This is a genomic window from Streptococcus pseudopneumoniae (assembly GCF_001073085.1).
Taxonomy (GTDB): domain Bacteria; phylum Bacillota; class Bacilli; order Lactobacillales; family Streptococcaceae; genus Streptococcus; species Streptococcus pseudopneumoniae_M.
Genome location: NZ_JVFV01000044.1, coordinates 118,857 through 145,837, shown reverse-complemented (window position 1 = coordinate 145,837; position 26,981 = coordinate 118,857). Strand labels below are relative to the sequence as shown.

24 protein-coding genes and 2 pseudogenes are annotated in these 26,981 nt (G+C 42.3%); 5 read left to right on the top strand and 21 right to left on the bottom strand.

What is annotated here, in order from left to right; all coding sequences use genetic code 11:
- The 3 genes and pseudogenes from ADH90_RS11305 to ADH90_RS10550 form a co-directional block, all read right to left on the bottom strand.
- Window positions 1–107 (bottom strand): annotated as a pseudogene (locus ADH90_RS11305) (transposase); the annotation flags it as partial.
- A 191-nt stretch (window positions 108–298) separates the two neighbouring features.
- Window positions 299–3,961: a DNA-directed RNA polymerase subunit beta' gene (rpoC, locus tag ADH90_RS10555; protein WP_049531241.1), complete on the bottom strand. Its 3,663-nt coding sequence runs from the start codon at window positions 3,959–3,961 to the stop codon at window positions 299–301.
- A 32-nt stretch (window positions 3,962–3,993) separates the two neighbouring features.
- The gene (locus ADH90_RS10550; protein WP_049531239.1) at window positions 3,994–7,596 is read right to left on the bottom strand and encodes a DNA-directed RNA polymerase subunit beta; all 3,603 of its coding nucleotides are present in this window, start codon (window positions 7,594–7,596) and stop codon (window positions 3,994–3,996) included.
- 566 nt (window positions 7,597–8,162) lie between these two features.
- Here ADH90_RS10550 and ADH90_RS10545 point away from each other — a divergent pair.
- From ADH90_RS10545 to ADH90_RS10535, 3 genes are read left to right on the top strand one after another with little or no spacing between them, the layout of a single operon-like run.
- The gene (locus tag ADH90_RS10545) at window positions 8,163–8,468 is read left to right on the top strand and encodes a rhodanese-like domain-containing protein (RefSeq protein WP_049531238.1); all 306 of its coding nucleotides are present in this window, start codon (window positions 8,163–8,165) and stop codon (window positions 8,466–8,468) included.
- 20 nt (window positions 8,469–8,488) lie between these two features.
- Complete coding sequence (locus ADH90_RS10540) at window positions 8,489–10,144, top strand: FAD-dependent oxidoreductase (RefSeq protein WP_049531236.1); 1,656 nt, start codon at window positions 8,489–8,491, stop codon at window positions 10,142–10,144.
- Window positions 10,134–10,430: a rhodanese-like domain-containing protein gene (locus tag ADH90_RS10535; RefSeq protein ID WP_049531234.1), complete on the top strand. Its 297-nt coding sequence runs from the start codon at window positions 10,134–10,136 to the stop codon at window positions 10,428–10,430. The genes ADH90_RS10540 and ADH90_RS10535 overlap by 11 nt, the downstream gene beginning before the upstream one ends.
- Before the next feature lie 94 nt (window positions 10,431–10,524).
- On the opposite strand, the gene ADH90_RS10530 is transcribed toward ADH90_RS10535, so the two are convergent.
- From ADH90_RS10530 to ADH90_RS10480, 11 genes are all read right to left on the bottom strand, one after another.
- On the bottom strand, window positions 10,525–10,782 hold the full coding sequence (locus tag ADH90_RS10530) for a metal-sensitive transcriptional regulator (protein WP_049531233.1): 258 nt from the start codon (window positions 10,780–10,782) through the stop codon (window positions 10,525–10,527).
- Between the two features lie 86 nt (window positions 10,783–10,868).
- Complete coding sequence (locus tag ADH90_RS10525) at window positions 10,869–11,723, bottom strand: VOC family protein (protein ID WP_049531232.1); 855 nt, start codon at window positions 11,721–11,723, stop codon at window positions 10,869–10,871.
- A 129-nt stretch (window positions 11,724–11,852) separates the two neighbouring features.
- Entirely contained in the window at window positions 11,853–13,355 is a 1,503-nt protein-coding gene (locus tag ADH90_RS10520) for a zinc ABC transporter substrate-binding protein AdcA (protein WP_049531231.1), read from the bottom strand.
- A gap of 9 nt (window positions 13,356–13,364) precedes the next feature.
- Entirely contained in the window at window positions 13,365–14,171 is an 807-nt protein-coding gene (locus ADH90_RS10515; RefSeq protein WP_049504346.1) for a metal ABC transporter permease, read from the bottom strand.
- Complete coding sequence (locus ADH90_RS10510; RefSeq protein ID WP_049531230.1) at window positions 14,164–14,868, bottom strand: metal ABC transporter ATP-binding protein; 705 nt, start codon at window positions 14,866–14,868, stop codon at window positions 14,164–14,166. Before ADH90_RS10510 ends, ADH90_RS10515 begins: the two co-directional genes overlap by 8 nt.
- On the bottom strand, window positions 14,868–15,308 hold the full coding sequence (adcR, locus tag ADH90_RS10505; protein WP_049531229.1) for a zinc-dependent transcriptional regulator AdcR: 441 nt from the start codon (window positions 15,306–15,308) through the stop codon (window positions 14,868–14,870). The genes ADH90_RS10510 and adcR overlap by 1 nt, the downstream gene beginning before the upstream one ends.
- A 343-nt stretch (window positions 15,309–15,651) precedes the next feature.
- The gene (gene dltD, locus ADH90_RS10500) at window positions 15,652–16,920 is read right to left on the bottom strand and encodes a D-alanyl-lipoteichoic acid biosynthesis protein DltD (protein ID WP_049531228.1); all 1,269 of its coding nucleotides are present in this window, start codon (window positions 16,918–16,920) and stop codon (window positions 15,652–15,654) included.
- Complete coding sequence (gene dltC, locus ADH90_RS10495; protein WP_000351968.1) at window positions 16,913–17,152, bottom strand: D-alanine--poly(phosphoribitol) ligase subunit DltC; 240 nt, start codon at window positions 17,150–17,152, stop codon at window positions 16,913–16,915. The genes dltD and dltC overlap by 8 nt, the downstream gene beginning before the upstream one ends.
- 13 nt (window positions 17,153–17,165) lie before the next feature.
- Window positions 17,166–18,410, bottom strand: coding sequence for a D-alanyl-lipoteichoic acid biosynthesis protein DltB (gene dltB, locus ADH90_RS10490; RefSeq protein ID WP_049531227.1), 1,245 nt, complete (start codon window positions 18,408–18,410; stop codon window positions 17,166–17,168).
- Entirely contained in the window at window positions 18,407–19,957 is a 1,551-nt protein-coding gene (dltA, locus tag ADH90_RS10485; protein ID WP_049531226.1) for a D-alanine--poly(phosphoribitol) ligase subunit DltA, read from the bottom strand. The genes dltB and dltA overlap by 4 nt, the downstream gene beginning before the upstream one ends.
- A 20-nt stretch (window positions 19,958–19,977) precedes the next feature.
- On the bottom strand, window positions 19,978–20,109 hold the full coding sequence (locus ADH90_RS10480) for a teichoic acid D-Ala incorporation-associated protein DltX (protein ID WP_000358457.1): 132 nt from the start codon (window positions 20,107–20,109) through the stop codon (window positions 19,978–19,980).
- 238 nt (window positions 20,110–20,347) lie between these two features.
- Here ADH90_RS10480 and hslO point away from each other — a divergent pair, with 238 nt between their 5' ends.
- Window positions 20,348–21,220 (top strand): Hsp33 family molecular chaperone HslO, encoded by an 873-nt coding sequence (gene hslO, locus ADH90_RS10475; RefSeq protein WP_049531225.1) that lies wholly within the window; start codon window positions 20,348–20,350, stop codon window positions 21,218–21,220.
- The gene (dusB, locus tag ADH90_RS10470; RefSeq protein WP_049531224.1) at window positions 21,207–22,187 is read left to right on the top strand and encodes a tRNA dihydrouridine synthase DusB; all 981 of its coding nucleotides are present in this window, start codon (window positions 21,207–21,209) and stop codon (window positions 22,185–22,187) included. The genes hslO and dusB overlap by 14 nt, the downstream gene beginning before the upstream one ends.
- A gap of 386 nt (window positions 22,188–22,573) precedes the next feature.
- On the opposite strand, the pseudogene tnpA reads toward dusB, so the two are convergent.
- From tnpA to ADH90_RS10430, 7 genes and pseudogenes are all read right to left on the bottom strand, one after another.
- A pseudogene (gene tnpA / locus ADH90_RS10460) lies at window positions 22,574–23,006 on the bottom strand (IS200/IS605 family transposase).
- Window positions 23,007–23,178: 172 nt separating this feature from the next.
- Window positions 23,179–23,778, bottom strand: a complete 600-nt coding sequence (locus ADH90_RS10455) for a response regulator transcription factor (RefSeq protein ID WP_049531222.1) — start codon at window positions 23,776–23,778, stop codon at window positions 23,179–23,181.
- Window positions 23,779–24,876 carry a sensor histidine kinase gene (locus ADH90_RS10450; protein WP_049531221.1) on the bottom strand — a complete coding sequence of 366 codons (1,098 nt, stop codon included), beginning with the start codon at window positions 24,874–24,876 and terminating at the stop codon, window positions 23,779–23,781.
- Window positions 24,876–25,613 (bottom strand): ABC transporter permease, encoded by a 738-nt coding sequence (locus ADH90_RS10445; RefSeq protein WP_049531220.1) that lies wholly within the window; start codon window positions 25,611–25,613, stop codon window positions 24,876–24,878. Before ADH90_RS10445 ends, ADH90_RS10450 begins: the two co-directional genes overlap by 1 nt.
- A 1-nt stretch (window position 25,614) precedes the next feature.
- The gene (locus tag ADH90_RS10440; RefSeq protein ID WP_049531219.1) at window positions 25,615–26,499 is read right to left on the bottom strand and encodes an ABC transporter ATP-binding protein; all 885 of its coding nucleotides are present in this window, start codon (window positions 26,497–26,499) and stop codon (window positions 25,615–25,617) included.
- Window positions 26,486–26,680 (bottom strand): hypothetical protein, encoded by a 195-nt coding sequence (locus ADH90_RS10435; protein ID WP_006146175.1) that lies wholly within the window; start codon window positions 26,678–26,680, stop codon window positions 26,486–26,488. The genes ADH90_RS10440 and ADH90_RS10435 overlap by 14 nt, the downstream gene beginning before the upstream one ends.
- Window positions 26,677–26,868 (bottom strand): hypothetical protein, encoded by a 192-nt coding sequence (locus ADH90_RS10430; protein WP_049531218.1) that lies wholly within the window; start codon window positions 26,866–26,868, stop codon window positions 26,677–26,679. Before ADH90_RS10430 ends, ADH90_RS10435 begins: the two co-directional genes overlap by 4 nt.
- Window positions 26,869–26,981: the final 113 nt, after the last annotated feature.

Below are 26,981 nucleotides of genomic sequence, written 5' to 3'. Positions count from 1 at the left end.
ACTTCGATATTGATTATAGATCACTTTTCGTCTATACTTAGGGGTGAACACAATGTGATATAACACATCCATTTTGTGTGTGATAAACTATGTGCTTTTTGAGCCATATTTTTCTCCTTTCGCTTTACAATTGGCTTGAACACCTTAATTGTATCGCGTTTGGAGTTTTTTGGTATAACCTTCGATGCGCACCCGCATAGCGGGTGGTTCTTTTGTCTCGCACCTAACGGAGCGAGACGGACTGAAAGTCACATAATACAAAAAAGAGGGAAGACCCTCTTTTTGTTTAAGCATTATTTTATTCGCTTACTTCAACAGTTTCAACGACTTTTTCTACAGTCGTATCAACTGGAGCTTCTTCTTGTGAAGATGCTAGGTAAGACTCTTCGTTGACTGCTTGTGGTTCAAGGTTACGGTAACGTGCCATACCTGTACCAGCTGGGATGATTTTACCGATAATAACATTTTCCTTGAGACCAAGGAGATGGTCTTTCTTACCACGGATAGCTGCGTCTGTAAGGACACGAGTTGTTTCCTGGAAGGAAGCTGCTGACAAGAAACTATTTGTTTCAAGTGAGGCTTTGGTAATTCCCATAAGGACTGGACGACCAGTTGCTGGCACTCCACCTGCGATGAGAACATCCTTATTAGCATCTGTAAAGTCGTTGATGTCCATAAGCGTTCCCATGAGAAGATCTGTGTCTCCTGGATCCATAACACGAACTTTACGGATCATTTGACGAACCATTACCTCGATGTGTTTGTCACCGATTTCTACCCCTTGGCTACGGTAAACTTTTTGTACTTCACCGAGGAGGTAAGTTTCAACTGATAAGACATCACGTACAGCAAGGAGACGTTTTGGTTGGATTGAACCTTCTGTCAATGCTGCACCACGAGAGACTTGGTCCCCAACTTCAACACGCATACGAGCTGTAAATGGTACCACGTATTCGCCTTCTCCAGTTTCACCCTTAACAAATACTTTCTTAGTACGAGTTGAAGCATCTTCTTCGATAGCAGTAACTTGTCCTTTGACCTCTGTGATAACCGCTTCCCCTTTAGGATTGCGGGCTTCAAAGATTTCTTGGACACGAGGAAGACCCTGAGTGATATCGGTATTTGAGGCAACCCCACCCGTGTGGAAGGTACGCATTGTAAGCTGTGTACCAGGTTCACCGATAGATTGAGCAGCGATTGTACCAACTGCTTCACCAACTTCAACCGCATCACCAGTCGCCAAGTTGATACCATAACAGTGACGGCAGACACCATGACGAGTGTTACATGTAAATACAGAGCGGATAGTCACTTCTTCAACACCAGCATTGACGATTTCACGCGCCTTGTCTTCTGTGATCAATTCATTTGGACCAATGATAACTGCACCAGTTTCTGGGTGTTTAACAGTTTTCTTAGTGTAACGACCATTGAGACGTTCTTCAAGAGACTCAATCATCTCTTTACCTTCAGTAATAGAACGGATCAAGAGACCACGGTCAGTTCCACAGTCATCCTCACGAATGATAACGTCTTGTGCAACGTCAACCAAACGACGAGTCAAGTAACCTGAGTCGGCTGTCTTAAGGGCCGTATCGGTCATACCTTTACGAGCACCGTGTGTTGAGAAGAACATTTCGAGTACTGACAAACCTTCGCGGAAGTTTGAAAGGATTGGCAATTCCATGATACGTCCGTTCGGAGCAGCCATCAGACCACGCATACCGGCAAGCTGTGAGAAGTTTGAGATGTTACCACGGGCTCCAGAGTCCATCATCATAACGATAGGGTTCTTAGGATCTTGGTTGGCAACCAAACGTTTCTCCAATTTTTCACGGGCAGCACGCCATTCAGCTGTAACAGCATTGTAGCGTTCGTCATCTGTGATCATACCACGACGGAATTGTTTTGTGATTTGTTCTACACGTTTGTGTGATTCTTCGATGATTTCAGCCTTGTCTTCAACGACTGGAATATCAGCAATACCCACTGTCAAACCTGCAAGAGTTGAGTGGTGGTAACCGAGGTTCTTCATACGGTCAAGTAGGGCAGATGTTTCTGTCGTACGGAAACGTTTGAAGATTTCAGCGATGATATTTCCAAGGTTTTTCTTCTTGAATGGCGGGTTGAGTTCAAGTCCATCGATAGCTTCCTTGATATTTCCACCTAATGGCAAGAAATATTTAGCTGGAACGCCTTCTGTCAAGTTGGCATTATTTGGTTCTTGCAAGTAAGGTAGGCCTTCTGGCATGATATCGTTGAAGAGGATCTTACCAACAGTTGTAAGCAAGATTTTGTGTTTTTGCTCTTCTGTCCATGGTTTGTTAAGACTGTCTGTTGCGATACCAACACGTGAGTGGAGGTGAACATAGCCATTGCGATAAGCCATAACAGCTTCGTCACGGTCTTTGAAGATCATTCCTTCACCTTCACGACCAGCTTCTTCCATGGTCAAGTAGTAGTTACCCAAAACCATGTCCTGAGATGGAGTAACAACTGGTTTACCATCTTTCGGGTTCAAGATGTGCTCAGCAGCAAGCATCAAGATACGAGCTTCTGCTTGGGCTTCTTCTGAAAGAGGTACGTGGATGGCCATTTGGTCACCGTCAAAGTCGGCATTGTAGGCTTCACAGACAAGCGGGTGCAAGCGAAGGGCTTTACCGTCAATCAAGACAGGTTCAAAGGCTTGGATACCCAAACGGTGAAGGGTCGGTGCGCGGTTCAAAAGCACTGGGTGTTCCTTGATAACTTCTTCGAGGATATCCCAGATACGCTCATCTCCACGTTCCACCAAGCGTTTAGCGGCTTTAACGTTTTGCACGATATCACGCGCTACGATTTCACGCATGACAAATGGTTTAAAGAGCTCGATCGCCATTTCACGTGGCACACCACATTGGTACATCTTAAGAGTTGGACCAACGGCGATAACGGAACGTCCTGAGAAGTCAACACGTTTACCGAGCAAGTTTTGACGGAAGCGTCCTTGTTTACCTTTGAGCATGTGGCTCAATGATTTAAGTGGACGGCTACCTGGTCCTGTAATTGGACGACCACGACGACCATTGTCAATCAAAGCGTCAACCGCTTCTTGAAGCATACGCTTCTCATTTTGAACGATGATACCAGGTGCATTCAACTCAAGCAAACGAGCCAAACGGTTGTTACGGTTGATAACACGACGGTAAAGGTCGTTCAAGTCAGATGAAGCAAAACGGCCACCATCCAACTGCAACATTGGACGAAGATCTGGTGGAATAACTGGAAGGATGTTGAGAATCATCCATTCAGGCTTGTTACCAGACTTGTGAAAAGCATCCAAAACATCCAAACGACGGATAGCTTTGACACGTTTTTGTCCAGTAGCTGTTTTTAACTCTTCTTTGAGTTCAGCAATTTCTTTTTCAAGATCTACTTGTTTCAAGAGGTCTTGGATAGCTTCGGCACCCATTTTAGCAACGAACGATCCATAGCCATATTCACGCAAGCGCTCACGGTATTCACGCTCTGTCATGATTGATTTGTGCTCAAGTGGTGTATCCTTCGGATCGATCACCACATAAGCTGCAAAGTAGATAACTTCCTCAAGTGCTCGAGGACTCATATCAAGGGTCAAGCCCATACGGCTTGGAATCCCCTTGAAATACCAGATATGAGATACAGGAGCTTTCAACTCGATGTGTCCCATACGTTCACGACGAACTTTTGTACGCGTTACTTCAACACCACAACGGTCACAAACAATCCCTCTGTAACGAATGCGTTTGTACTTACCACAAGCACATTCCCAGTCTTTTGTAGGACCAAAGATGACTTCGTCAAATAGTCCTTCACGTTCTGGTTTCAACGTACGGTAATTGATTGTTTCAGGTTTTTTGACTTCTCCATAAGACCATGAACGGACTTTACTTGGAGAAGCTAGTGTGATTTGCATACTTTTAAAACGATTTACGTCAACCACTATTTCTTCCCTTTCTATTCTAAGTGAGCTACTTATTCTTGTTCAGTAGCTTCTTCTGTTGCTTCCGCTTTTGCACCTTCTTCAGCTTCAAAAGCAGCTTTTGCTTCTTCAGCAGCTTTTTTACGTGCTTTTTCAAGGTCATCTACGTGGATGACATCTTCGTCCATGCCCTCGTCAAGATCACGAAGTTCAACTTCTTGATCATCTTCGTCAAGAACACGCATGTCAAGACCAAGTGATTGTAATTCTTTAACAAGAACTCGGAAGGATTCTGGAACACCTGGTTTTGGAATTGGTTTTCCTTTTGTAATAGCTTCATAGGCTTTCAAACGTCCGTTGATATCGTCAGACTTGTAAGTCAAGATTTCTTGAAGGACATTTGATGCACCATAAGCTTCAAGCGCCCAAACCTCCATCTCACCGAAACGTTGTCCACCAAACTGAGCCTTACCTCCGAGTGGTTGTTGCGTAACTGTTGAGTATGGTCCGACTGAACGAGCGTGCAATTTATCATCAACCATGTGGTGGAGTTTGATCATGTACATGACACCAACTGACACACGGTTATCAAATGGTTCACCAGTACGTCCATCGTAAAGGATGGTCTTAGCATCGCTATCCATACCTGCTTCCTTAACAGTTGACCAAAGATCTTCTGAACTTGCTCCGTCAAAGACTGGTGTTGCGATGTGGATACCAAGAGTACGAGCTGCCATACCAAGGTGAAGCTCCATAACCTGACCGATATTCATACGTGATGGCACCCCAAGTGGGTTCAACATGATATCGACTGGAGTTCCATCTGGAAGGTAAGGCATATCTTCTACAGGAACGATACGAGAGACAACCCCTTTGTTTCCGTGACGTCCGGCCATCTTGTCTCCGACCTTAATCTTACGTTTTTGAGCGATGTAAACACGAACCAGCATATTAACACCTGATTGCAATTCATCACCGTTTGCACGTGTAAAGATCTTAACATCACGAACAACACCATCGGCACCGTGGGGTACGCGAAGTGAAGTATCGCGAACTTCACGAGATTTGTCTCCGAAAATAGCGTGCAAGAGACGTTCTTCAGCTGAAAGGTCTTTTTCACCCTTAGGTGTTACTTTACCTACAAGGATATCCCCTTCTTTAACCTCAGCACCGATACGGATAATACCCATTTCGTCAAGGTCTTTAAGGGCATCTTCACCAACGTTTGGAATTTCACGAGTGATTTCTTCAGGCCCAAGCTTTGTGTCGCGTGTTTCTGATTCGTATTCTTCAAGGTGGACAGATGTATAGACATCATCTTTCACCAAGCGTTCGCTCATGATAACGGCATCCTCGAAGTTGTAACCTTCCCATGTCATGTAGGCAACGATTGGGTTTTGTCCAAGCGCCATTTCTCCATTTTCCATAGAAGGTCCATCTGCGATAAAGTCGCCTTTTTCTACAACATCACCAACTTTAACAAGCGTACGTTGGTTGTAGGCAGTACCTGAGTTTGAACGACGGAATTTTTGAATGTGGTAAACATCCAATGAGCCATCTTCACGACGAACTTCTACCTTGTCAGCATCTGCATAGGTAACCTTACCACCATGTTGTGCAATAACTGCAGCTCCTGAATCATGAGCTGCTTGGTATTCCATACCAGTACCCACGTAAGGTGCTTTGGGATCAATCAATGGCACAGCCTGACGTTGCATGTTGGCACCCATGAGGGCACGGTTGGAGTCGTCGTTTTCCAAGAAAGGAATACATGCTGTCGCAACGGCAACTACCTGCTTAGGAGAAACATCCATGTAATCAACGCTTGACGCTGGATATTCTTGGTTAACCCCTTGGTGACGTCCCATGACAACTTTTTCAGCAAAAGTGCCATCTGCGTTCAATTTAGAGTTAGCCTGCGCTACTGTGAACTCATCTTCTTCATCGGCTGTCAACCAAACGATTTCGTTGGTTACTTTTCCAGTTGCACGGTCAACCTTACGATATGGTGTTTGAATGAAACCATACTTGTTGAGGTGCCCGTATGAAGACAAGTTGTTGATCAAACCGATGTTTGGCCCTTCAGGTGTTTCAATCGGACACATACGACCATAGTGAGTGTAGTGCACGTCACGCACTTCATATCCAGCGCGGTCACGTGTCAAACCACCAGGTCCTAAGGCAGACAAACGACGTTTGTGTGACAACTCAGAAAGCGGGTTGTGTTGGTCCATGAACTGTGACAATTGAGAAGAACCAAAGAATTCTTTGATTGCTGCAGTTACTGGACGGATATTGATAATTTGTTGTGGTGTTAGTACTTCGTTATCTTGAACAGACATACGTTCACGAACGTTACGTTCCATACGTGAAAGTCCAAGACGCACTTGGTTGGCAAGCAATTCACCAACAGCACGGATACGACGATTTCCGAGGTGGTCGATATCGTCCACACGACCAATACCTTCTGCTAGGTTGAGGAAGTAACTCATCTCAGCCAAGATATCTGCAGGTGTTACAATACGAACTTTATCATCTGGATTTGCATTACCGATGATTGTTACAACACGGTCTGGATCAGTTGGTGCTACAACCTTGAATTTTTGGAGTACGACTGGTTCTGTCAATACTGCTGAGTCATTTGGAGTGTAGACAATCTTGTTCAAATCACCATCCAAGTGACCTTCGATGCTTTCAATAACATCGCGAGTCATGACTGTACCTTTTTCAACCAAGATTTCGCCTGTTTCTGGATCTACCAGTGATTCAGCGATTGTTTGGTTGAGCAAACGAGTTTTAATATTTAATTTCTTGTTAATCTTGTAGCGTCCTACAGCAGCCAAGTCATAACGGCGTGGGTCGAAGAAACGAGCTACAAGCAAGGTACGTGAACTCTCAGCAGTTTTGGGTTCACCTGGACGAAGGCGTTCATAAATTTCTTTCAAAGCCTCGTCTGTACGAGAGTCCATTGGATTTTTATGGATATCTTTTTCTACGGTATTGCGAACCAATTCGCTGTCACCAAAGATATCAAAGATTTCGTCATCGCCTGAGAAACCAAGCGCACGAACCAATGTTGTAAATGGAATTTTACGCGTACGGTCGATACGAGTATAGGCAATATCTTTTGAGTCGCTTTCAAGTTCCAACCAAGCTCCACGGTTAGGGATAACAGTTGAACCGTAGCCGACTTTACCGTTTTTGTCTACCTTGTCATTAAAGTAAACACCTGGTGAGCGCACCAACTGTGATACGATGATACGTTCACCACCGTTGATGATGAAAGTACCCATCTCAGTCATGATTGGGAAATCACCAAAGAAAACTTCTTGAGTTTTGATTTCGCCAGTTTCTTTGTTAATCAAGCGGAAAGTTACAAAGATTGGGGCTGAATAACTTGCATCATGGATACGAGCTTCTTCAAGCGTGTATTTTGGTTCTTTGATTTCGTAGCCAACAAACTCTAACTCCATAGTGTCAGTAAAGTTTGAAATTGGCAATACATCTTCAAACACTTCCTTCAGACCATGGTCTAGGAAATCTTTGAATGAATCAGTTTGAATTTCAATCAAATTTGGTAAGTCAAGAACTTCTTTAATTCTTGAAAAACTACGACGGGTACGATGTTTCCCGTATTGAACGTCATGTCCTGCCAAGATGATTCTCCTTTGTAAATAAAGTTCCAAGCTTAGTCGCCTAAGCTAATAATTATCGTTAGATGGTTCTAAAACCCCTATCAACTTATCCTCTTTGGGTAATTTTCAGAATCTTTAAATCTTTGTTACAAAGGTCGAAAAAACTGAAAAAAAGCACAAAAAGAGCAGCTAAATCCGACTTTTTCAGGAGATTTAACTGCTGTGAGCCTTGTCCGGACAATATTTCAGACAAAACCTACGACAAATGATTATTTATATTATACCCTATTTAGCTAGATTTTTCAAGGTTTTGAACGATTTTTTTGCTTGTAATATTGATGGGGCCTGTTTTCAGAAAAGGTAATGTTCTAGAAAACTAGTTGTTGAATAAATAGGACTGGTTCCATTCATTAACCAACCGACCAACAAAAAAATTCTCTCTTTAGTTTGTAAGTTGGCATCTTGTATACCGAAAAAGAATCAAACGACTTACTGAAAAAGATACAATACTAATCAATTCAATTTGCTTGACAAAAGCTTGACTTCATGATTTAATATACCCCATAAGGGTATATTTGGAGGTGCCTATGTTTCACTTATTTACAAAAATTGACAGTATTTCTACCAGCGAGTTAGAAGTTAAACTCAAGGAACCGATTCAACTACTGGATGTTCGGACGCCTACGGAATTCCGTAGAGGTCATATCAAAAACGCCAAGAATGTTCCTTTAACAGAAATCGGTTCTTACACACCTGCAACAAAAGAAACACTTTATGTCATTTGTCATTCTGGTGTACGAAGCAAACTAGCCGCTAAAAAGCTAAAGAAAAAAGGTTACGATGTCGTCAATGTTCGAGGCGGTATGAGCGCTTGGACAGGTAAGGTCATCTAGAAGCATAAAGGAGAAAGTCAATGAAAGTTATCATTGTTGGAGGAGTTGCAGGCGGTATGTCAGCAGCAACCCGTATCAGACGTCTCATGGAGGACGCTGAGATCATTATTTTTGAGAAAGGTCCCTTTGTTTCCTTTGCAAACTGTGGGCTACCTTACTATGTTTCAGGAGAAATTGCAAACCGTGATAGTTTATTGGTCCAAACTCCTGAAAGTCTCAGGGCACGCTTTAATCTTGATGTGCGACCGTTTCACGAGGTCATCCAGATTTCACCAGAAGAACACACTGTGACTGTTCGCCATGATGGACAAGAATTCACAGAAAGCTATGACAAACTGATCCTCTCTCCAGGAGCTAAACCATTTGTTCCTACCATTGAAGGCTTAGCAGAAGCTAAAAATACCTTCACGCTACGCAATGTTCCCGATCTCGATGAAATTATGGCGGCCTTGGACAATCATCCAAAAGAAGCTGTCGTTATCGGTGCAGGCTTTATCGGGCTTGAAATGGCTGAAAATCTGGCGAAACGGGGATTGCAAGTTACCATCGTGGAGAAAGCACCTCATGTCTTGCCACCATTAGATCAAGAAATGGCAGCCTTTGTCCAAGCAGAATTACTGGCAAACGGTGTCCGTGTCATCACTTCCCAGTCTGCGACTCGATTTGAAGACCAAGGAAAAGTCATCGTTATTGAAAATGGTCAAAAAATCACTTCTGACCTCACCATCCTTTCTGTCGGTGTTGAACCTGAAAACGGTCTGGCCAAAGCTGCGGGAATTGAACTGGGACTTCGTGGCGGTATCTTAGTCGACGAACACTACGAAACCAGTCAAAAAGATATTTTTTCAGTTGGGGATGCCATCGTCGTCAAGCAAGAGATTACAAGCCAAGATGCTCTCATCTCTCTCGCTTCTCCTGCCAATCGCCAGGGCCGCCAAGTGGCGGACGTCATCGCAGGACTCGGTCGTACAAACAAGGGCAGCATCGGCACTGCTATCGTTCGTGCCTTTGATATGACAGCCGCTTCGACTGGTCTCAGCGAACGTATCCTTCGCATGAATCAACTCCCTTACAAGGCACTTCATGTCAGTGGAAAAGATCACGCTGGTTATTATCCAGGCGCTACTGATATGACCTTGAAACTCCTCTTTGACCCAACCACTGGAAAAATCTATGGTGCACAAGGAGTTGGGAAGAAAGGTGTTGACAAGCGCATCGATATCCTAGCAACTGCTATCAAGGGAAATCTCACCGTATTTGACTTACCAGAGTTAGAGTTCACCTATGCGCCACCATTTGGCTCTGCCAAGGATCCCGTCAATATGCTGGGCTACGCAGCCTTGAACCTTATCGAAGGTCTCAGCGACAATATTCAATGGTACCAGCTCGAAGACGAACTAGCTAAGGGCAAGAAATTCCTTGATGTACGGACAAGTGGCGAATTTCAGAGTGGTCGACTCAAAGTCGATACCATTCATATCCCCCTAAACGAACTACGGGAACGCTTGGACGAACTGGACAAGAACCAAGCCTACATCGTTAGCTGCCACAGCGGTTTACGTAGCTATATCGCAGAGCGTATCCTCAAGCAAGCAGGATTTACCGTCCAAAACCTTGACGGCGCTTATTCACTATACAAAATGGCTAACCCAGAAGGAGTAGAATATGGTAACTAATATCAGCATGGCTGACTTTTATGAAAAATATCAAAATGAAAATCTAAATCTTATCGATGTCCGTGAAGTACATGAATTCCAAGCAGGACATGCACCAGGTGCAAAAAATCTTCCGTTAAGTACCTTGGAGCAAGGCTACAAAGAACTCAAACCGGACCATGAATACCATGTCATTTGTCAAGGTGGAGTGCGCTCCGCCTCTGCCTGTCAATTTCTCAGTGCCCAAGGTCTCACCGTTACCAATGTAGAAGGTGGCATGAATGCTTGGCCTGGTGATGTTGAATAAATAAAATTCAAAAAGAGCAATTGGTCTAATTTCAAGAAAACCAACTGCTCTTTTAATCATTTGTTCACTATTTAGGAGAAACGTTTGTTTTTTATTACTTGCGTTTAATCAAGTATTGAACAGCTTTTTCTAAACGTTCCTTCTGTGCTTGAGGATCCTCTAGTGGGTCGTTAATACAAGCTGTTAAATTCTCCGTTATCATCAGTTCAATAATACGATCAACACTGGATCGCACTGCTGTTAATTGAGTAATGATATCGACACAATCACGCTCTTCCTCCATCATTTTTTGAATACCTCGTAATTGACCTTCCGAGCGTTTGAGACGTGTAATGTACTTTGATTTTGTCATATCTTTATCCTTAAACGATTTTTCTACATTATATCTCTAATATAGACCTTTGTCAAAAGGAGCACTTATCTTAAAGATAAAGACTTCTAGTTCTCCACTCTCACTCTCGTAACAATACCGTCTTTATCTGTAACGGAAAATTCAGAAGAGGAAATCCATTGAAGTTGCCCTTGCCTATCCTGTGCTTGCGTAAACAAATTGACCAAAAACTCCTTGTTCTCAACTTCAACCACATAGTAGGCAAGACCTGGCATTCCTTGCTCACGAGGAGCTAAGTTTTTACCTCCCCATTCATTGACAGCCAAATGATGATGATAGTCACCTGATGCGATCCAACTGGCATGTGGAATCGTGAATTTATCCTCAAGATTGAGCGACTCTTGATAGAATGCACTAGATTTACGACTATTTTTAACGGATAAATGAACATGCCCCATACGAGTACCACTAGCAATGGCAAAAGGTTCCATTTCTTTTCCCAGTTCATAGATATCTTGGGCAGACAGCTCTTCTGTCACACCAATAATTCGCCCGTCCTCACGAATATCCCATTCTACCACAGGCTTGTCTCTATAGAGCTCAATGCCATTGCCCTCTAAGTCTTCCAAATAGATAGCCTCACTATAACCATGATCCGCCCCGCCAACTAGTGGGATCTTTAAATCTAACAAGCGTTTAAAAACGTTAGCTAAATCTTCTCGAGTCGGTAAAAGCAAAGCCATATGGTAAAGACCGTAGCTCTGCTTAGAATTGCTTGTATTCTCTGTCTGGATCAGTTTTACTAGCGGTTTTCCTCCAGCACCTAGAAGAACTTCTTTTTCCGATTGATTCAAAATCTCCAAACCAAGTAATTGGTGATAAAAAGCAGTCTGACCTGCTAAATCTCTAACATTTAAAGCCACCTCCGCCAAATGAATGCGACTATTATATTCGTAAACCATAGAAAACCTCTCTTTGTTGTAACTATTTTTGTTACAGATATTATACTCCCTTCTCAGCCAATGTCAATTCAGATGCTTAGAGATGAAAAAACGAGAAAAATCCTCCCCATCGGGAAGGATTGTTTCGCTTTAATGAGCCAACATTTCTTGGGCGATTTCTTGACCAGATAAGCCATATGGATAGTAGGTTGGCCAGTTGTCCATCTCTTCAAAGAGGGCTTCTTGGCTAGTGCCTCCAAAGAAGATATGGAAATGCTCTGCCTTGACTGGGGCAATATTATGGTCGCTAAACTGAACATACTTGAATTGCCCGGCGTCTGCATCAGTCGCTTCAAAGAGGAAGCGTACTCCACGATTCCCTTTCTTATAAGTCAAGATTTTCTTGCCGACATACTTGTAAGTATATTTCTTACTTTGGCCACCTTGGATGAATTCCATAGTATTATCTGTAATATTAATCTTGCTTACATCTGTTTGGTAACCCTTTTGATAGTAGGCCTTATACTCATCCTTGGTCATCTTGCCAGTCAATTTAGCCTTGTAGTCAAAGACTTGGTCAAGAGTCCCATCCTCAAGGAAAGGATAGACAGACTGCCAGTTACCAGCATAATCACTCAGGGTACGGTCCTTAACATCGGCATCCTCAAAGTAGCCATTATGAACTGTTTTAGTTTCCTCTGCTTTTTCCGGTTCAATTTCTGCCCCTGCCTGGTCAGTTGTTTGCTTGAGGGCCTTGAGATTTTTCTCCATGATAGAGATATAGTTCTCGCCGTCCTTCATATCCTCTTCGGTCAAGCTTTCCAGAGGATTCAGAACATCTAACTTAACTCCTGTTTCTTTTGAAAGAGTATTAGCTAGAGCTTGTGAGGCATTTTCTTCAAAGTAGATATAAGAGATCTTATTCTTCTTGATATATTCGGTCAATTCTGCCAAGCGGCTTGCTGACGGCTCCGCATCGGGTGAAAGTCCTGAGATAGAGACTTGATTGAGTCCATAGTCTAAGGCTAGATAACGAAAGGCAGCGTGCTGCGTCACAAAACTCTTTTGTTTTGCACTAGAAAGTCCTTCAGTATAGGCCTTGTCCAGAGCTTGCAATTTCTCGATATAGGCAGCTGCATTTTGCTCAAAGGTTGCTTTTTTATCAGGATAGTCAGCTGATAAACTGTCACGGATGTGCTCTACAAGCTTAATGGCACGCGCAGGAGACAACCAGACGTGAGGATCATACTCGTGATGATGACCTTCTTCACCATGGTCATGGTCCTCCTCTTCTTCACTTCCTGGAAGAAGCAACATATCTCCAGTCGCCTTGATTGTTTTTACTTTTTTCGCATCTAGGGAATCTAACAATTTGGGAACCCAAGTTTCCATGTTTTCGTTCTCATACACAAAGGCGTCGGCGTCTTGGATTTTAGCGACTGCCTTAGGAGATGGTTCATAATCATGTGGTTCTGTCCCTGCTCCAATCAAGAGCTCGACATTGGCTGTATCGCCTGCTACTTGCTTGGTAAATTCGTAGACAGGGTAGAAAGTTGTAACGATGTTTAATTTCCCGTCTGCCTGTTTTTGATTGGAACAAGCCACTAAGAATAGTGTCACAAGACTTGCAAAAAGTAGGCCTAGTTTTTTCATTTTTTTCTCCTATTTGATAAAACGTTTGAGTAAGCTGACTAATAAAAAGACAACTACAAAGATAAGGGTGATACTTGCACTCGGTGGTGTCTCTGCATAATAGGAAATATAGAGTCCCGCAACCATGCCCAGAAATCCAATGGCGCTAGCAAGAATCATCACCGAACTAAAGTTCTTCCCTAAACGCAAAGCAATACTAGCTGGCAAAACCATGATGGTTGATACCAAAAGTGCCCCTGCAGCTGGAATCATAAGAGCAATAGCTACACCCGTCACCATGTTAAAGAGGATAGACATGGTACGTACAGGTAAACCATCTACAAAAGCTGTATCCTCGTCAAAAGTTAAGATGTACATGGGTCTTAAAAAAAGGAAGGTCAGGATTAAAACAACCGCTGCAATGACAAAGAGCCCAATGACCTGCTCTTGACTAATGGTCACGATAGAACCAAAAAGGTACTGATCCAGACTCATCGAGCTAGAGCTCTTACCCTTACTCATGACAATGAGCGATACTGCAAGTCCTGTAGACATGAGGATAGCTGTCCCAATCTCCATAAAGCTTTTATAAACCGTGCGGAGATACTCAAGGAAAACCGCCGCAATCAAAACAATGACAATAGTTGAGATAGTTGGAGAGATCCCTAAAACCAAGCCAAAGGCAACCCCTGAAAGGGAGACGTGACTCAGTGTATCACTCATAAGACTCTGGCGACGCAAGATAAGGAAGGTCCCCAGAACTGGTGAAAAGAGACTCATGGCAATAACCGCTAAAAAGGCTCGCTGCATAAAATCATAAGAAAATAGATTAAGCATGTTCCACCTCCTGATCATTTTCATGGACATTGAAACAACGCCATGGCGAATCTTGGTCACGAACAAGATGGATATTACGATCTGCGTAATCCTTAACTTCTTCAGGATCGTGAGTAATCATCAAAACAGCCTTGCCATGATGGTGGGCACTATGGTGCATGAGCTCATAAAATTCATCCTTGGTTCCCGCATCCATCCCTGTTGTCGGCTCATCCAAGATAAAGATATCCGGATCTGAAGCAAACATACGTGCAATGACCGCTCTTTGCTTTTGCCCACCAGAGAGAGAACCAATGCGTTTATCCCGATGTTCCCACATGCCAACTGAGTTTAAACTAGCCTTGATGTGTTCTTCATCATGGGCATTCAAACGACGGAACCAGCCCTTTCTTGGGTAGCGACCTGATTTGACAAACTCATAAACAGTACTTGGAAAACCTGCATTAAAACTTGCAATCTGTTGAGGAAGGTAGGCGATTCTTAGTTTTGTCCCACGAGTGTTGGTCTTTGAAATGGTAACTTTGCCAAATCTTGGTCGCAGAATACCAAGACTGGCCTTGATAAGAGTCGTCTTTGCCGCTCCATTTTCTCCTGTCAGTGTGACAAATTCCCCACTATCAACACTATAGTTGATATGCTCAAGAACAGGCTCCTTGTCATAATAGAAGGACAAATCCTCTACTGTGATGTATCTCATTACTTGATTTCTCCTACTAAAGCAGTTAAAAACCGCTGGATAATTTTTTGTTCGTTTGGTGTGAACTGAGTGGCAACCTGCTCATAAATCGAGAGGGTGTGCTCATGATGATGGTGGTGTTCCTCAGCAATTGGTCCTGCTAAGTCTGTCAATCGATAGAAGATAACGCGCGCATCCTTGGGATCCTTAGATGTCTCCAACATCCCCTCCTTGACCAAGGATTTGATAGCCTTGGTAACGGCAGCTTGACTGACATTGAGACGACGCGCCAACTCAGAGTTGGTTAGCGACTCCTCTGATAAAAGCATGAGAATATGCTCCTGGGTATTCGTCAAAGCCACATCACTCGTGCAATGGCCAATCAAAATTTCATGCTGATTTTCAGCTTTTAAAATAATCTCGTTTAAAAATTGATCGATATCTTTTGCTAACTGTCTCATGATTTGCTCCTTTCTCAGAACGGAATTTCTATAAATACAAGGTTTTCATACTCTTCAAAAATCAAATTCAAACCACGTCAGCTTCGTCTTGGCGTACTCAAGTACAGCCTGCGTCTCGCTTCCTAGTTTGCTCTTTGATTTTTATTGAGTATCACACCATTCCTTTACTAGTTAAGTATATCACATCCAAGTAAGGAGTCAAGAAAAAAGATGAAAACAATTTTTTATGTTTTCATCTTCTCGATACCTTTTTTACTTAGTACTATTCGACTACTATACTAGGCATCAACAAAAACTCAGCGACTACAAAGAGCCCAAACCAAGGTTCAGGCTCTGTTGCTATTTATTGAAAATCTTTGATGTTACCATCGTAATCCGCCCAATCTTGGCTAAAGAAGCGGTCATTCATTTGGTAACTAGGTGCTGTTGTTGGATTGCTCAAAAAAGGATTTACAATCTTATCAAACGCCAGCCAGCCTAACCAACCGATATGAATCGTATCCTTGACAAAATAAGGTTCATCACCGTTTTTTGAAAAATCAGCAATATTGGTGAAACCTTGGCTCTCCAACTGGTAACGAATTTTTTCGACAGAGTGTTGATACATTTCCTCACTCAAACCTGTATAGTCCATCCATTTTTTATTGACAGGTTGAAAGACAAAGAGTACATTTACCTTAGATTTGGCAAATTGATCGAGCACTAACTGCAAATCATTGTATTCCCTTGACTGGAGGAAGTTGTAATTTTTTTGATACCCTTCCCACTTTTTCAAATCCTTCTTTAGTTGAGTATTATAAAAGTGGTTCTCCATTCCCAAATCATTATTGGTCGTGTTTTCTTCTGCATCCTTACGCGCAATATTTTCCAATTCTTCATAAGAAAATTGTTCCGGGAGACTGCTCAAATATTTCTCAACATGATCTTTATACTTTAATCGACCTCGAATCGAGAATTGTCCAAAAATAGCTGACTGTTTCTCATTTAATTGCGACGAAATATTAATCATACTTTGGTCGAACTCTGATAATTTTTCTCCTTTGGCTAGTTTCTCAACGATGCTCTTCATCGGAACTCTCGGATTTTGCTTTAAGAGTCTATTGGCCGCATATTGAGAGGCTGCATCCCCAGATTGATTTTCCAAGAAGGCAGTCAATTGATCATTGTTAAAATAAGTTTGAAAAATAGTCGAGTCATGATCCTCTTTTGTAAACCACTGTGGAGAGATTACAAATACCGCTTGCTTATTTTCAAGCTCGGATGTGATTTGTTGTATCCCAAAATACTGGCTGAGGGTGGCTGCTCCTGCCTGTCCCATAAAGTAAGGTCGATAAGAACGGTCATATTTTTCAGCTAGTACTGCCGGATGCATACTATCAAAACGAATCCATTCACTCGACCCAAAGAAAGGGACAAAACGCATATTAGGGTCTGTTAGAGCTCTCACTTTTTGGCTTCTCTCCTTAAAGCTCTCTGTACTAACAGAAGCTGCAGAGTATTTTTCCTCCATGAGATTATGACTTGGGCTACTTGGATAGAAACAGATAAGAAGAAAAACCAATAATCCCGCTACAAAGATAGGCCCGAAGATTAACCACAGGCGTTTAAGCATTCTTTAACTCCGTAATCCCTGCTACGATTTTATTAGCTGTATTCCAGTCATCACGACCAAATTCTGTAACTGGGACACGAATATCAAAGCGATTTTCGATTTCCACGATCAATTCAACTGTTCCCATACTGTCCAAGACACCCGCATCAAAAAGATCCTCATCCATCATGTCAGAAACATCTTCCATAAACAATTCATCAATAATTTCAATAACTTCTGATTTGATATCCATTTTTTAACTCCTTTTATTTTTTAAACCATAAATCATTCAAAAATCCAGAGAAGATTAAGAATGAAATCATCACGACATGGAAGGTTATAACCATGCCAAGCAACTGAACCCAGCGATTCTCAGGCAAGGGAGCTTGCCCTGCTTTCTTACGTTCTTTATTGAGTGTTTTTTTCTTTCGAACCCAGGCATCATTAATCACTAAACCTAGCCCATGAAAGAGTCCATAGGCGATGTAAAACCAAGTTATCCCATGCCAGAAACCCATAAGGAGCATGTTCAGGATATAGGCGACACTTGAAGTCACATTTCGATTCTTAAAAAGCTTCTTTCTCGTCATCACCATGACCATGCGCATAAAGACAAAGTCACGAAACCAGAAGGATAAACTCATGTGCCAGCGATTCCAAAACTCTTTCAAATCTCTTGACAAGAAAGGTTTGTTGAAGTTGATCGGACTACGAATCCCCATCAGATTTGAAATAGCTATAGCAAACATAGAGTAACCTGCAAAGTCAAAGAAGAGCTCCAAACCAAATGTGTACATGATGGCCACTACATAATAGTTAAAGACGCCACCTGTTTGTAAAGCTAAATTCTTTAGCGGTGGTAATAAAATCTCACCTAAAATATGAGCTAGGATAAATTTATACAGAAATCCCCACATAATATACCGAACGGACTCGGCTAGCATATCCATCAACTCATCGCGCTCTGGTATCGTCTGATAATTTTCATTAAAACGTTTGAAACGATCAATAGGACCACTTGAAAATGTCGGCATAAAGAGAAGAAAACGCAAATACTCCCACATCTTCAAATCCTTAATGACTCCATCTCTAAGTTCGATGATGATTCCCACCGAACGAAATGTCAAATAAGAAATTCCCAAGAACCCGAACAAAGACTCCGTTCCATTGATAGCCGGCTGCACCTTGACAAAGACGATGGGAAGCAATGATAATAAACTTACTAGGTAGAAAATCCATTTGCCATCTCGAACTTTTCGATACTGCTTGTAAAAAAGAACCAACAAGATTTGCCAGATTAGATATATCCCTAAGGCAGCCAATTGATTGGTCTTGCCACCCGTCAACATGGTAACGATAAAGAAGAGACTAACCAATATTTCATACCAAGCAAAGCGTTTTTTGAAAAAAAGACCGATAAAGATTGGCAAGGTAGCAGTAATCACGTACAAAAAGTACTGCGGATTCCCATACGGCTCAATATGAGGCAGCTGTTTCAGGAAATCCATCATCTATTATTCACCTCGTTAATCAATCCTTTGATGTCAATCTTACCATTTGGAGTCAGTGGCAATTCCTCTCTGTAAAGAAACTTAGATGGCATCATGTAAGACATCATAATATCTTCCAAGTCTTCCTTGATAGCTTTCGTGATATCAATTTCGCGCTCAAATTGTTCTTTGATGCCATCTTTTAAGATAACATAGGCCAAGAGATTTTGGACCTTGTGATCCTTGTTGTAACGTGGAACTGCAACAGCAGATTCAACGTACTTGGATTTGTTCAAGTTTTGAGAGACATCCTCTAGTTCAATACGATAGCCATTAAACTTGATCTGGAAGTCCATCCGTCCACCATAGAGAAGAAGACCTTCATCTGTCATAGTTCCAACATCTCCAGTGTGGTAGGCTGGCAAACCTTCAAATTCGAAGAAAGCTTCAGCTGTTTTTTCAGGATTATTCATATAGCCTTTTGAAACAGCAGGTCCAGATACGATGATTTCCCCTTGTTCCCCATTTGGTAATTTATTGCCTTCTTCATCAACGATAAAGGTTGGTGAATCAGGTTTGGTGTAACCGATTGGCAAACGTTTCAAGGTTGCCAACATCTCATCTGTAACAGCAACTGCTGACAAAGCCACCGTCGCTTCCGTTGGACCGTAAGCATTGATGATACGCGCATTTGGAAAACGCTCGCGCAATTTTTGAGCAGTTTTAACTGTCAACTCTTCTCCATCAAAGTAGAAATGGGTAATCCCTGGCATCTTTTCAGCATTGAAATCTTCAGACAGCATGGCCATATCTGCAAAAGATGGCGTTGAAGTCCAGATAGCAATCGGAAGTGAAAAGATGGTCGCAAAGAGTTGCTTAAAGTCTTGAGTAAGGGCTGATGGGAGGGCAAAAAGCGTTCCTCCAAGAGCCAAGGTCGGTGCCCAATACATGACAGACAAGTCAAAGGAATAGGGTGGTTGCGCCAACATTTGTGGACGCTCTGGCGTTGCAAATTCCTTGTCCGTAATCATCCAGTTGGTAAAGCTGAGCAAATTATCATGCGAAATTTGCACCCCTTTTGGTTTTCCAGTTGTCCCTGATGTAAAGATGATGTAGTAGTTATCATCCCCCTTGACCGGATGCTGCAAATCATAAGCTTTTTGAGCCGCATAAGCTTCACGCACCTGCTTCAAGGACATGATTGGAGCAGCTGGAGTTTCGATTGGAAACTCTGAAATGGCAATGATCAAACTTGGTTCTGCAACCTCCAATATAGCTGAAACTCGTTCCAAGGCCGAATGGCTATCGATTGGAATATAGGCATGTCCTGACTTAGTCAGAGCTACAAAGGTAGCCAACATTTCATACTCCTGACCACCAAAAACGACTACTGGAGATTTCTCAGGTAAATCTAATTGATCGATGGACGCAGCCAAGCTATCTGAATCAGCCTTCAAATCACCATAAGTGTGCTCTTGCCCTAAGACATTATATACTGGAAAGGTAGGTTGAGTTTGGGCGAAATATTCAATCGCTTCAATCATATCTTTTATCGGCTTATTAGACACGATGATTCTTCTCCTTTAAACTAAAATTCATTGTAAATAAAGCTTCCCTGACTTTGTCCTAGGTAACTAAAAAAGTAAAGCAAACCAAGTAGAACAATAAAATACAGGACAGTTTGTCCTAAAAAAACATAGATTGGTTTCTTTTTATCCATAATTAACTTCTTTTTGTGAATTTTCAATAATTTTATGCAAATATACAATTACTATTTTTTCTTGTTCCCATTTTACCACTTTAGTCTCTTTATTTTCAACTGTTTACCATTTTTAAAGAGTACATTTTAGCCTATTTTAGTTCTTTCTTCATAATTTTACTGATATAAATAAATCACTTTAAAACGATAGTAGGCACCCCACTCCCCCTTTGGGCATTTTTATGCTAAAATAGTAGCTATGGATAAAATTATAAAAACAATATCAGAAAGTGGATCTTTTCGTGCTTTTGTTCTAGACAGCACTGAAACCGTCCGCACTGCTCAAGAAAAACATCAAACCCAAGCTAGCTCAACTGTGGCACTCGGCCGTACCCTCATTGCTAGCCAGATTCTCGCCGCCAATGAAAAGGGAGATACTAAAATTACGGTCAAAGTCCTCGGAACTAGCTCACTCGGAGCCATTATCACCGTCGCTGATACCAAGGGGAATGTCAAAGGCTACGTTCAAAACCCTGGTGTTGACATCAAAAAGACTGCAACTGGTGAAGTCCTAGTCGGGCCTTTTGTCGGAAACGGTCAATTCCTCGTTATCACAGACTATGGTACTGGAAATCCTTACAACTCTATGACTCCCCTCATCTCTGGAGAAATCGGAGAAGACCTTGCCTTTTACCTGACTGAAAGCCAACAAACGCCGTCAGCAGTTGGTCTCAATGTCCTTTTGGATGAAGACGACAAGGTCAAAGTCGCAGGTGGCTTCCTTGTTCAAGTTTTGCCAGGAGCCAAGGAAGAAGAAATTGCTCGTTTTGAAAAACGCATCCAAGAAATGCCAGCTATTTCTACTCTTCTCGAAAGCGACGACCATATCGAAGCACTTCTCAAGGCTATCTACGGCGACGAACCATACAAACGTTTGTCTGAAGAAGAAATCCGTTTCCAATGCGACTGTAGCAAAGAACGTTTTATGAAGGCTCTTGCTAGCCTTCCAAGCTCAGACTTACAGGAAATGAAAGAGGAAGACCACGGGGCAGAAATCACTTGTCAATTCTGCCAAACTACTTACAACTTTGATGAAAACGACCTGGAGGAACTCATTCGTGACAAATCTTAATACACCTTTTATGATTGGCAATGTTGAGATTCCCAATCGGACTGTTTTAGCACCCATGGCGGGAGTAACCAACTCTGCCTTCCGTACCATTGCAAAAGAGCTTGGAGCTGGACTCGTTGTCATGGAAATGGTCTCTGACAAGGGAATCCAATACAACAACGAAAAAACTCTTCACATGCTTCATATCGATGAAGGCGAAAACCCAGTCTCTATCCAACTTTTTGGTAGCGATGAAGATAGCCTTGCACGCGCAGCAGAATTCATTCAAGAAAACACCAAGACCGATATCGTCGATATCAACATGGGTTGCCCAGTTAATAAAATCGTGAAAAACGAAGCTGGGGCTATGTGGCTCAAGGACCCAGATAAGATTTACTCTATCATTAACAAAGTTCAATCAGTCCTTGATATCCCTCTCACTGTCAAAATGCGTACAGGCTGGTCTGACCCATCCCTGGCAGTTGAGAATGCTCTAGCTGCTGAGGCTGCAGGTGTTTCTGCCCTTGCCATGCACGGCCGTACACGTGAGCAAATGTACACAGGTCACGCAGACCTTGAGACTCTTCATAAGGTTGCACAAGCTCTGACCAAGATTCCATTTATCGCTAACGGAGACATCCGTACGGTTCAAGAAGCTAAACAACGCATCGAGGAAGTCGGTGCCGACGCCGTTATGATTGGGCGTGCCGCTATGGGAAATCCTTACCTCTTCAATCAAATCAATCATTACTTTGAAACTGGAGAAATCCTACCTGATTTAACCTTTGAAGACAAGATGAAAATTGCCTATGAGCACTTAAAACGCTTGATTGATCTCAAGGGAGAAAAGGTTGCGATTCGTGAATTCCGTGGCCTCGCCCCTCACTATCTCCGTGGTACATCTGGTGCAGCTAAACTTCGTGGAGCTATTTCACAAGCAAGCACACTGGCAGAGATTGAAACTCTCTTACAGTTAGAGAAGGATTAAACTTCTATACTACCTTTCGAATAAGGGCTGATTTCTAGCCCCTCTCACACCACCGTATGTGTCGTTCGGCATACGGCGTTTTAACGTATACCGTTCAAGATAACAATTCAATCACCCCCATCTAACGGCTGGTTTGCACCAGAACGCTATAAGCCCAAGTTACCAGAGTCTGGGACAAAAAGATTTTGATTTTAGGAATTCTTTATTATAAATTTTTAAAATCGATAGATTAGACAAAAAAGCGAACAAGACAGTATTCTGAGTGTCAGATAACTTGTTTTGTTCGCTTTTTATATTTAAGGTTAGACTTTTGTCCCAGACTCTCTCACCTTGTTCAAGCATCATTGCTCTTGACTCGTCACTTGCCTCTTAAAGAGGCGTGAGTATTACTTACCACTATCCCTAAAGGGATCCTCATATTCTTTTACACTCAATTTATCTAGTGCTATATCATGCTTTACTCGTTCTCAATTTTTTATACTCGTAAAGAAATCATTCACTGGATAATTTCTTTAATCTTGAATATATTTCTTGATTGTGGCTTCATTGAGACCTACTGTACTCATATAATAACCTTCTTCCCAGAAATGCCGATTCCCAAACTTGTACTTGAGATTAGCGTGTTTGTCAAACATCATGAGTGCACTTTTACCTTTTAAATAACCCATGAAACTTGAAACACTTATCCTTGGTGGAATATTTCTCCCAAACTACTTCGATATTGACTATAGGTCACTTTTCGTCTATACTTAGGGGTGAACACAATGTGATAGAACAGTGCCACTTTGTGTGTGATAAACTATGAGACTTTTGTGCCATGGTTTTCTCCTTTCGCTTTACAATTGGCTTGAACACCTTTATTGTATCGCGTTTGGAGTTTTTTGGTATAACCTTCGATGCGCACCTCACGGAGCGAGACAGACTAATAGTCACATAACACCAAAAATCTCTTAGGTTCATTTCTAAGAGATTTTTTCTTTCTTCCTCCCCCTCACAACCAACCTTCTTCTTCGGCAGTTTTGGCTGCTTCGGTTCGATTGCTGGCATTGAGTTTAGAGAGGATATTGGTCATGTAATTACGGACGGTGCCGTTTGAGAGGTAGAGCTTATCCGCAATTTCTTGGTTGGAGAGACCTTGGGCAACTCCATGTAGGACAGCGACTTCTTGCTCGGTCAAGGGATTGGGATGGGTCATCATGACTTCCATCAGCTCTGGAGAATATTCCTTGCGTCCCTCTAACACCGTATGCAGGGTTTGCATGAGTTCGGCGATGCTTCGCTCTTTCAAGACATAGGCGTCGACTCCTGCTTTGACCGCTCGTTCAAAATAGCCTGGACGTTTAAAGGTCGTAACGATAACCACCTTGGTTTCAGGCACTTCTTGTTTGATCCACTCGAGAGCTTCTAGTCCCGTCTTGACTGGCATTTCGACGTCAAGGATGGCAATATCTACTGCTTCTTTCTCCAAAATCTCGATAGCTTCGGCTCCATTTTTTGCCTGCAAGACAGTCTCCACATCTGGCTGAAAACTTAAGAGCTGACACATGGCATCTCTAAGCATACTTTGATCTTCTGCGACTAATACTTTCATCTACTTTCTCTCCTTATAAGGCAGATGCACGCGCACCTCTGTGGGATCTTTCAAACTGACCAGCTCTACTTGACCTGAGAAGGCTGCTGCACGGTCACGGACTGTATGGAGTTCATTCCCTTTTACAGTTGCAAATCCTTTCCCGTCATCTCTAACTGTCAGGATCAATTCCTGATCTGTACGTTCCAGTTTTAGATAGGCTTTTTCAGCGCTGGCATGCTTGATGATATTGGTCGCCAGTTCTAACAAAATCATAGCAGCTGTCGACTCCACATCTTGGGTCAAACTAGCCTTGTCCAAGTGATTCTCAACTTGAACCTCAATCCCAGCAATTTCCAGCATCTTTTTGACAGTCTCGAGCTCTGATGCTAGGGTCCGTGATTTCAGATTTTCCACAATGGTTCGCACTTCATTCATGGAATCCTTGCTTATCTGGTGAATTTCTTTTAATTCCTTCTCCACCTGTGGATAAGCCTCCATCTGAAACAACTGCAAGGCTAAATCTGTCTTGACACTCAGCATAGCAAAGGTATGTCCCAAGCTATCATGCAAATCCTGACCGATACGACTACGTTCATTTTCAGCAAGCAATAGATTTATCTGGGCATTTTGCTTAGCCTGAGCTTCTTTCAAATCCTCGACAATGCGAATCCGAACCAAACCAAAAGTCATCAAATCGACAAAAGTAAGAATTCCAAGCTCAAAGGCTACGAACTCAGTTTCGACTGACTGAAACATCATGAGTTGTCCAACAACAAGAACTTGAGCAAGAAGAAAAGTCCAGACATGAAGAGAACGTAGGCTACGCACTCTAAAATGATAAATCAAAAGATTGGCAAGGAAAAAGAAGAACCAGACATAGTTGCCATAAATGAAGACGGTATTTCCAGCTACATAGGCTAGCATGATAATCCAAAAGAGCCAGGATAATCGCTGGCTCTTGGTTGTCAAAACGCCTAAGTAAGCCACCACAAATAGAATATCAACTAGTAAATGCCAGCTAGGAATCTCCCCAACTACTGCAGAGAGGATAGGAAAAACCATAAAAATCAAACTGGCCCAAAACATATAGTGTATGCTTTTCAGTCTTTCAAGCATTAAGCATTCTCCTTATGACCTTGAAGGTAAATAGTCAAACCAAATAAAACTGCTGAAAAAACAAGTAGATAAACTGTGGCTGATAAATTGATGCCATCCTCGTTTAAGAAGGTCTTGAGCAACTCCATCAACTGATAAGTTGGCAGGCACTTACCGATTGCTTGCATCCAGTCTGGAAATAAAGAGATGGGCATCCAGAGTCCGCCTAAAACAGCCAATCCTAGATAGAGGAGATTGCCCACGACAGACATCAGTTGACTAGACGGTAAGAGTGTCAGGATCAAGCCAAGCGCTACAAAGGCTATACTTCCCGCAATCAGCAAGAGCGCAGCCCCAATCCAGCTTCCTAGAGGCATATCCACACCTCTGACCAAGTGCCCAACTGAGAAAACAACCAGGATTGAAACCAAATAATCAACCATCATACTTGTTATCTTTGATAGATAATATTCTACCATATTTACCGGGGTATGGCGTAATGTTTTCTGCCAGTTGTTGATTTTATCTGTATGTAAGACAGCTGGGAATGAAAACATAGCTGTCGACATCATGGAAAAAGCCGTCATGGAGATGAGGTAGTCGCGCATAAAATTAGCCGGTCCACCGGGTGTGTCCTGGTACATACCTGAAAAGAATAAATAGAAGGCCGTCGGCATCCCTACGGATAATAGATAATAGACTAATTGTCGTTTGGTCAATAGAAATTCTATCTTGTTTAGTGCGATCCATCGTTTCATCTTAGTCATCTCCTTTTTGTGTTTCTTCAAAGATTGTATCCAGCAAGCTACGATTATTGACTTCAATTTCTTGAATCCTGCATCCTGCTCGGACTAATAGTTCCCAGAAATCATCCGCTTCGCGTGTGACTACTTGTAGAGCATCCTGTTTTTGTGACCAGTTTTCAACCAAGTTAGACTGCTCAATGACTTTCTTGTAAGCCAGAGGTAGGATGAAGTGCTTTTCAATCTCCTCACTGCGCATGGCTAGAGGTGTTGTATCGCGAATCAACTCTCCCTTATTCAAGACCAAGATTCGGTCCGCTGTATGCTCTACCTCTTCGATATAATGGGACGAATAGAGAATGGTAACTCCCTTAGCTTTTAGCTCCTGAACAATTTCCCAAAAGCGTTGACGGGTTGAAGTATCCATGGCAGCAGTCGGCTCATCTAAAAAGACTAGCTTTGGTCGCCCAATCAAGGTCAAGACAAAAGAGAAGAGACGCTTTTGCCCACCTGACAATTTTTCTGCCAATTGCTCTTTTTGTTGCTGGTCAAACTGCAATAATTGATCGACTTCCTGGTTGCTCAAGGGATTTGGATAAATACTTTGAAAGAAAGCAATCAACTCTTTGACCTTTAATTTCTGAACGATAACATTTTCTTGAGGGAGGTAGGATCTAATATAGTCTAACTGAGAACTCGTCACTGGCAAGCCTTGGATGGATACTTGACCGCTTGTGACCAGTTTATCTCCTAGCAAACAGTCCAAGAGTGTGGTCTTCCCAGCACCATTGGGCCCAATCAAGGCGACGCATTCGCCTTCTGCTACTTCAAAGGAAATATCCTTCAATATAGCCTTGCTCTTGATGCTTTTATTTAGGCTTTCTACCTTAATCATGTTCATGATATTCTCCTTTCAGCCACTCCTTTCCCATCGGAAAGGCGATAAAAATCATAAATCCTAATCCCCAGGCACCACGGATGAATTGGTGAAGGAAGGCTTGATCAAACCAACCTGTAAACATTTCTACCAACCATACCACTAGTGATAGTCCAATAAAAAGATAGAGAATCGCTTTTTTCATTTTTCAAACTCCTTTTTCACATCTGAGACTAATTTCAAACCTTCTCGGATCAACCAAGACATGATTCCAAATCCTGCAAACAACTCCCAAGGAAAATGATAGAAGCCTTCATCCAATCCTGAAAACATGAGATAAGTCATGACTCCTGCTGCTACTAAACTCATTGCGATAATTACTTTATGTTTCATTTTTTTCTTCCTCCATTTGATACATCTAGTATAATTCTTTGAAGGTAGAATCACTAGAAGCTTCTGTCATGAGGAGATATGACAAATGTCATTAAAAATGATGGAACAGAAAA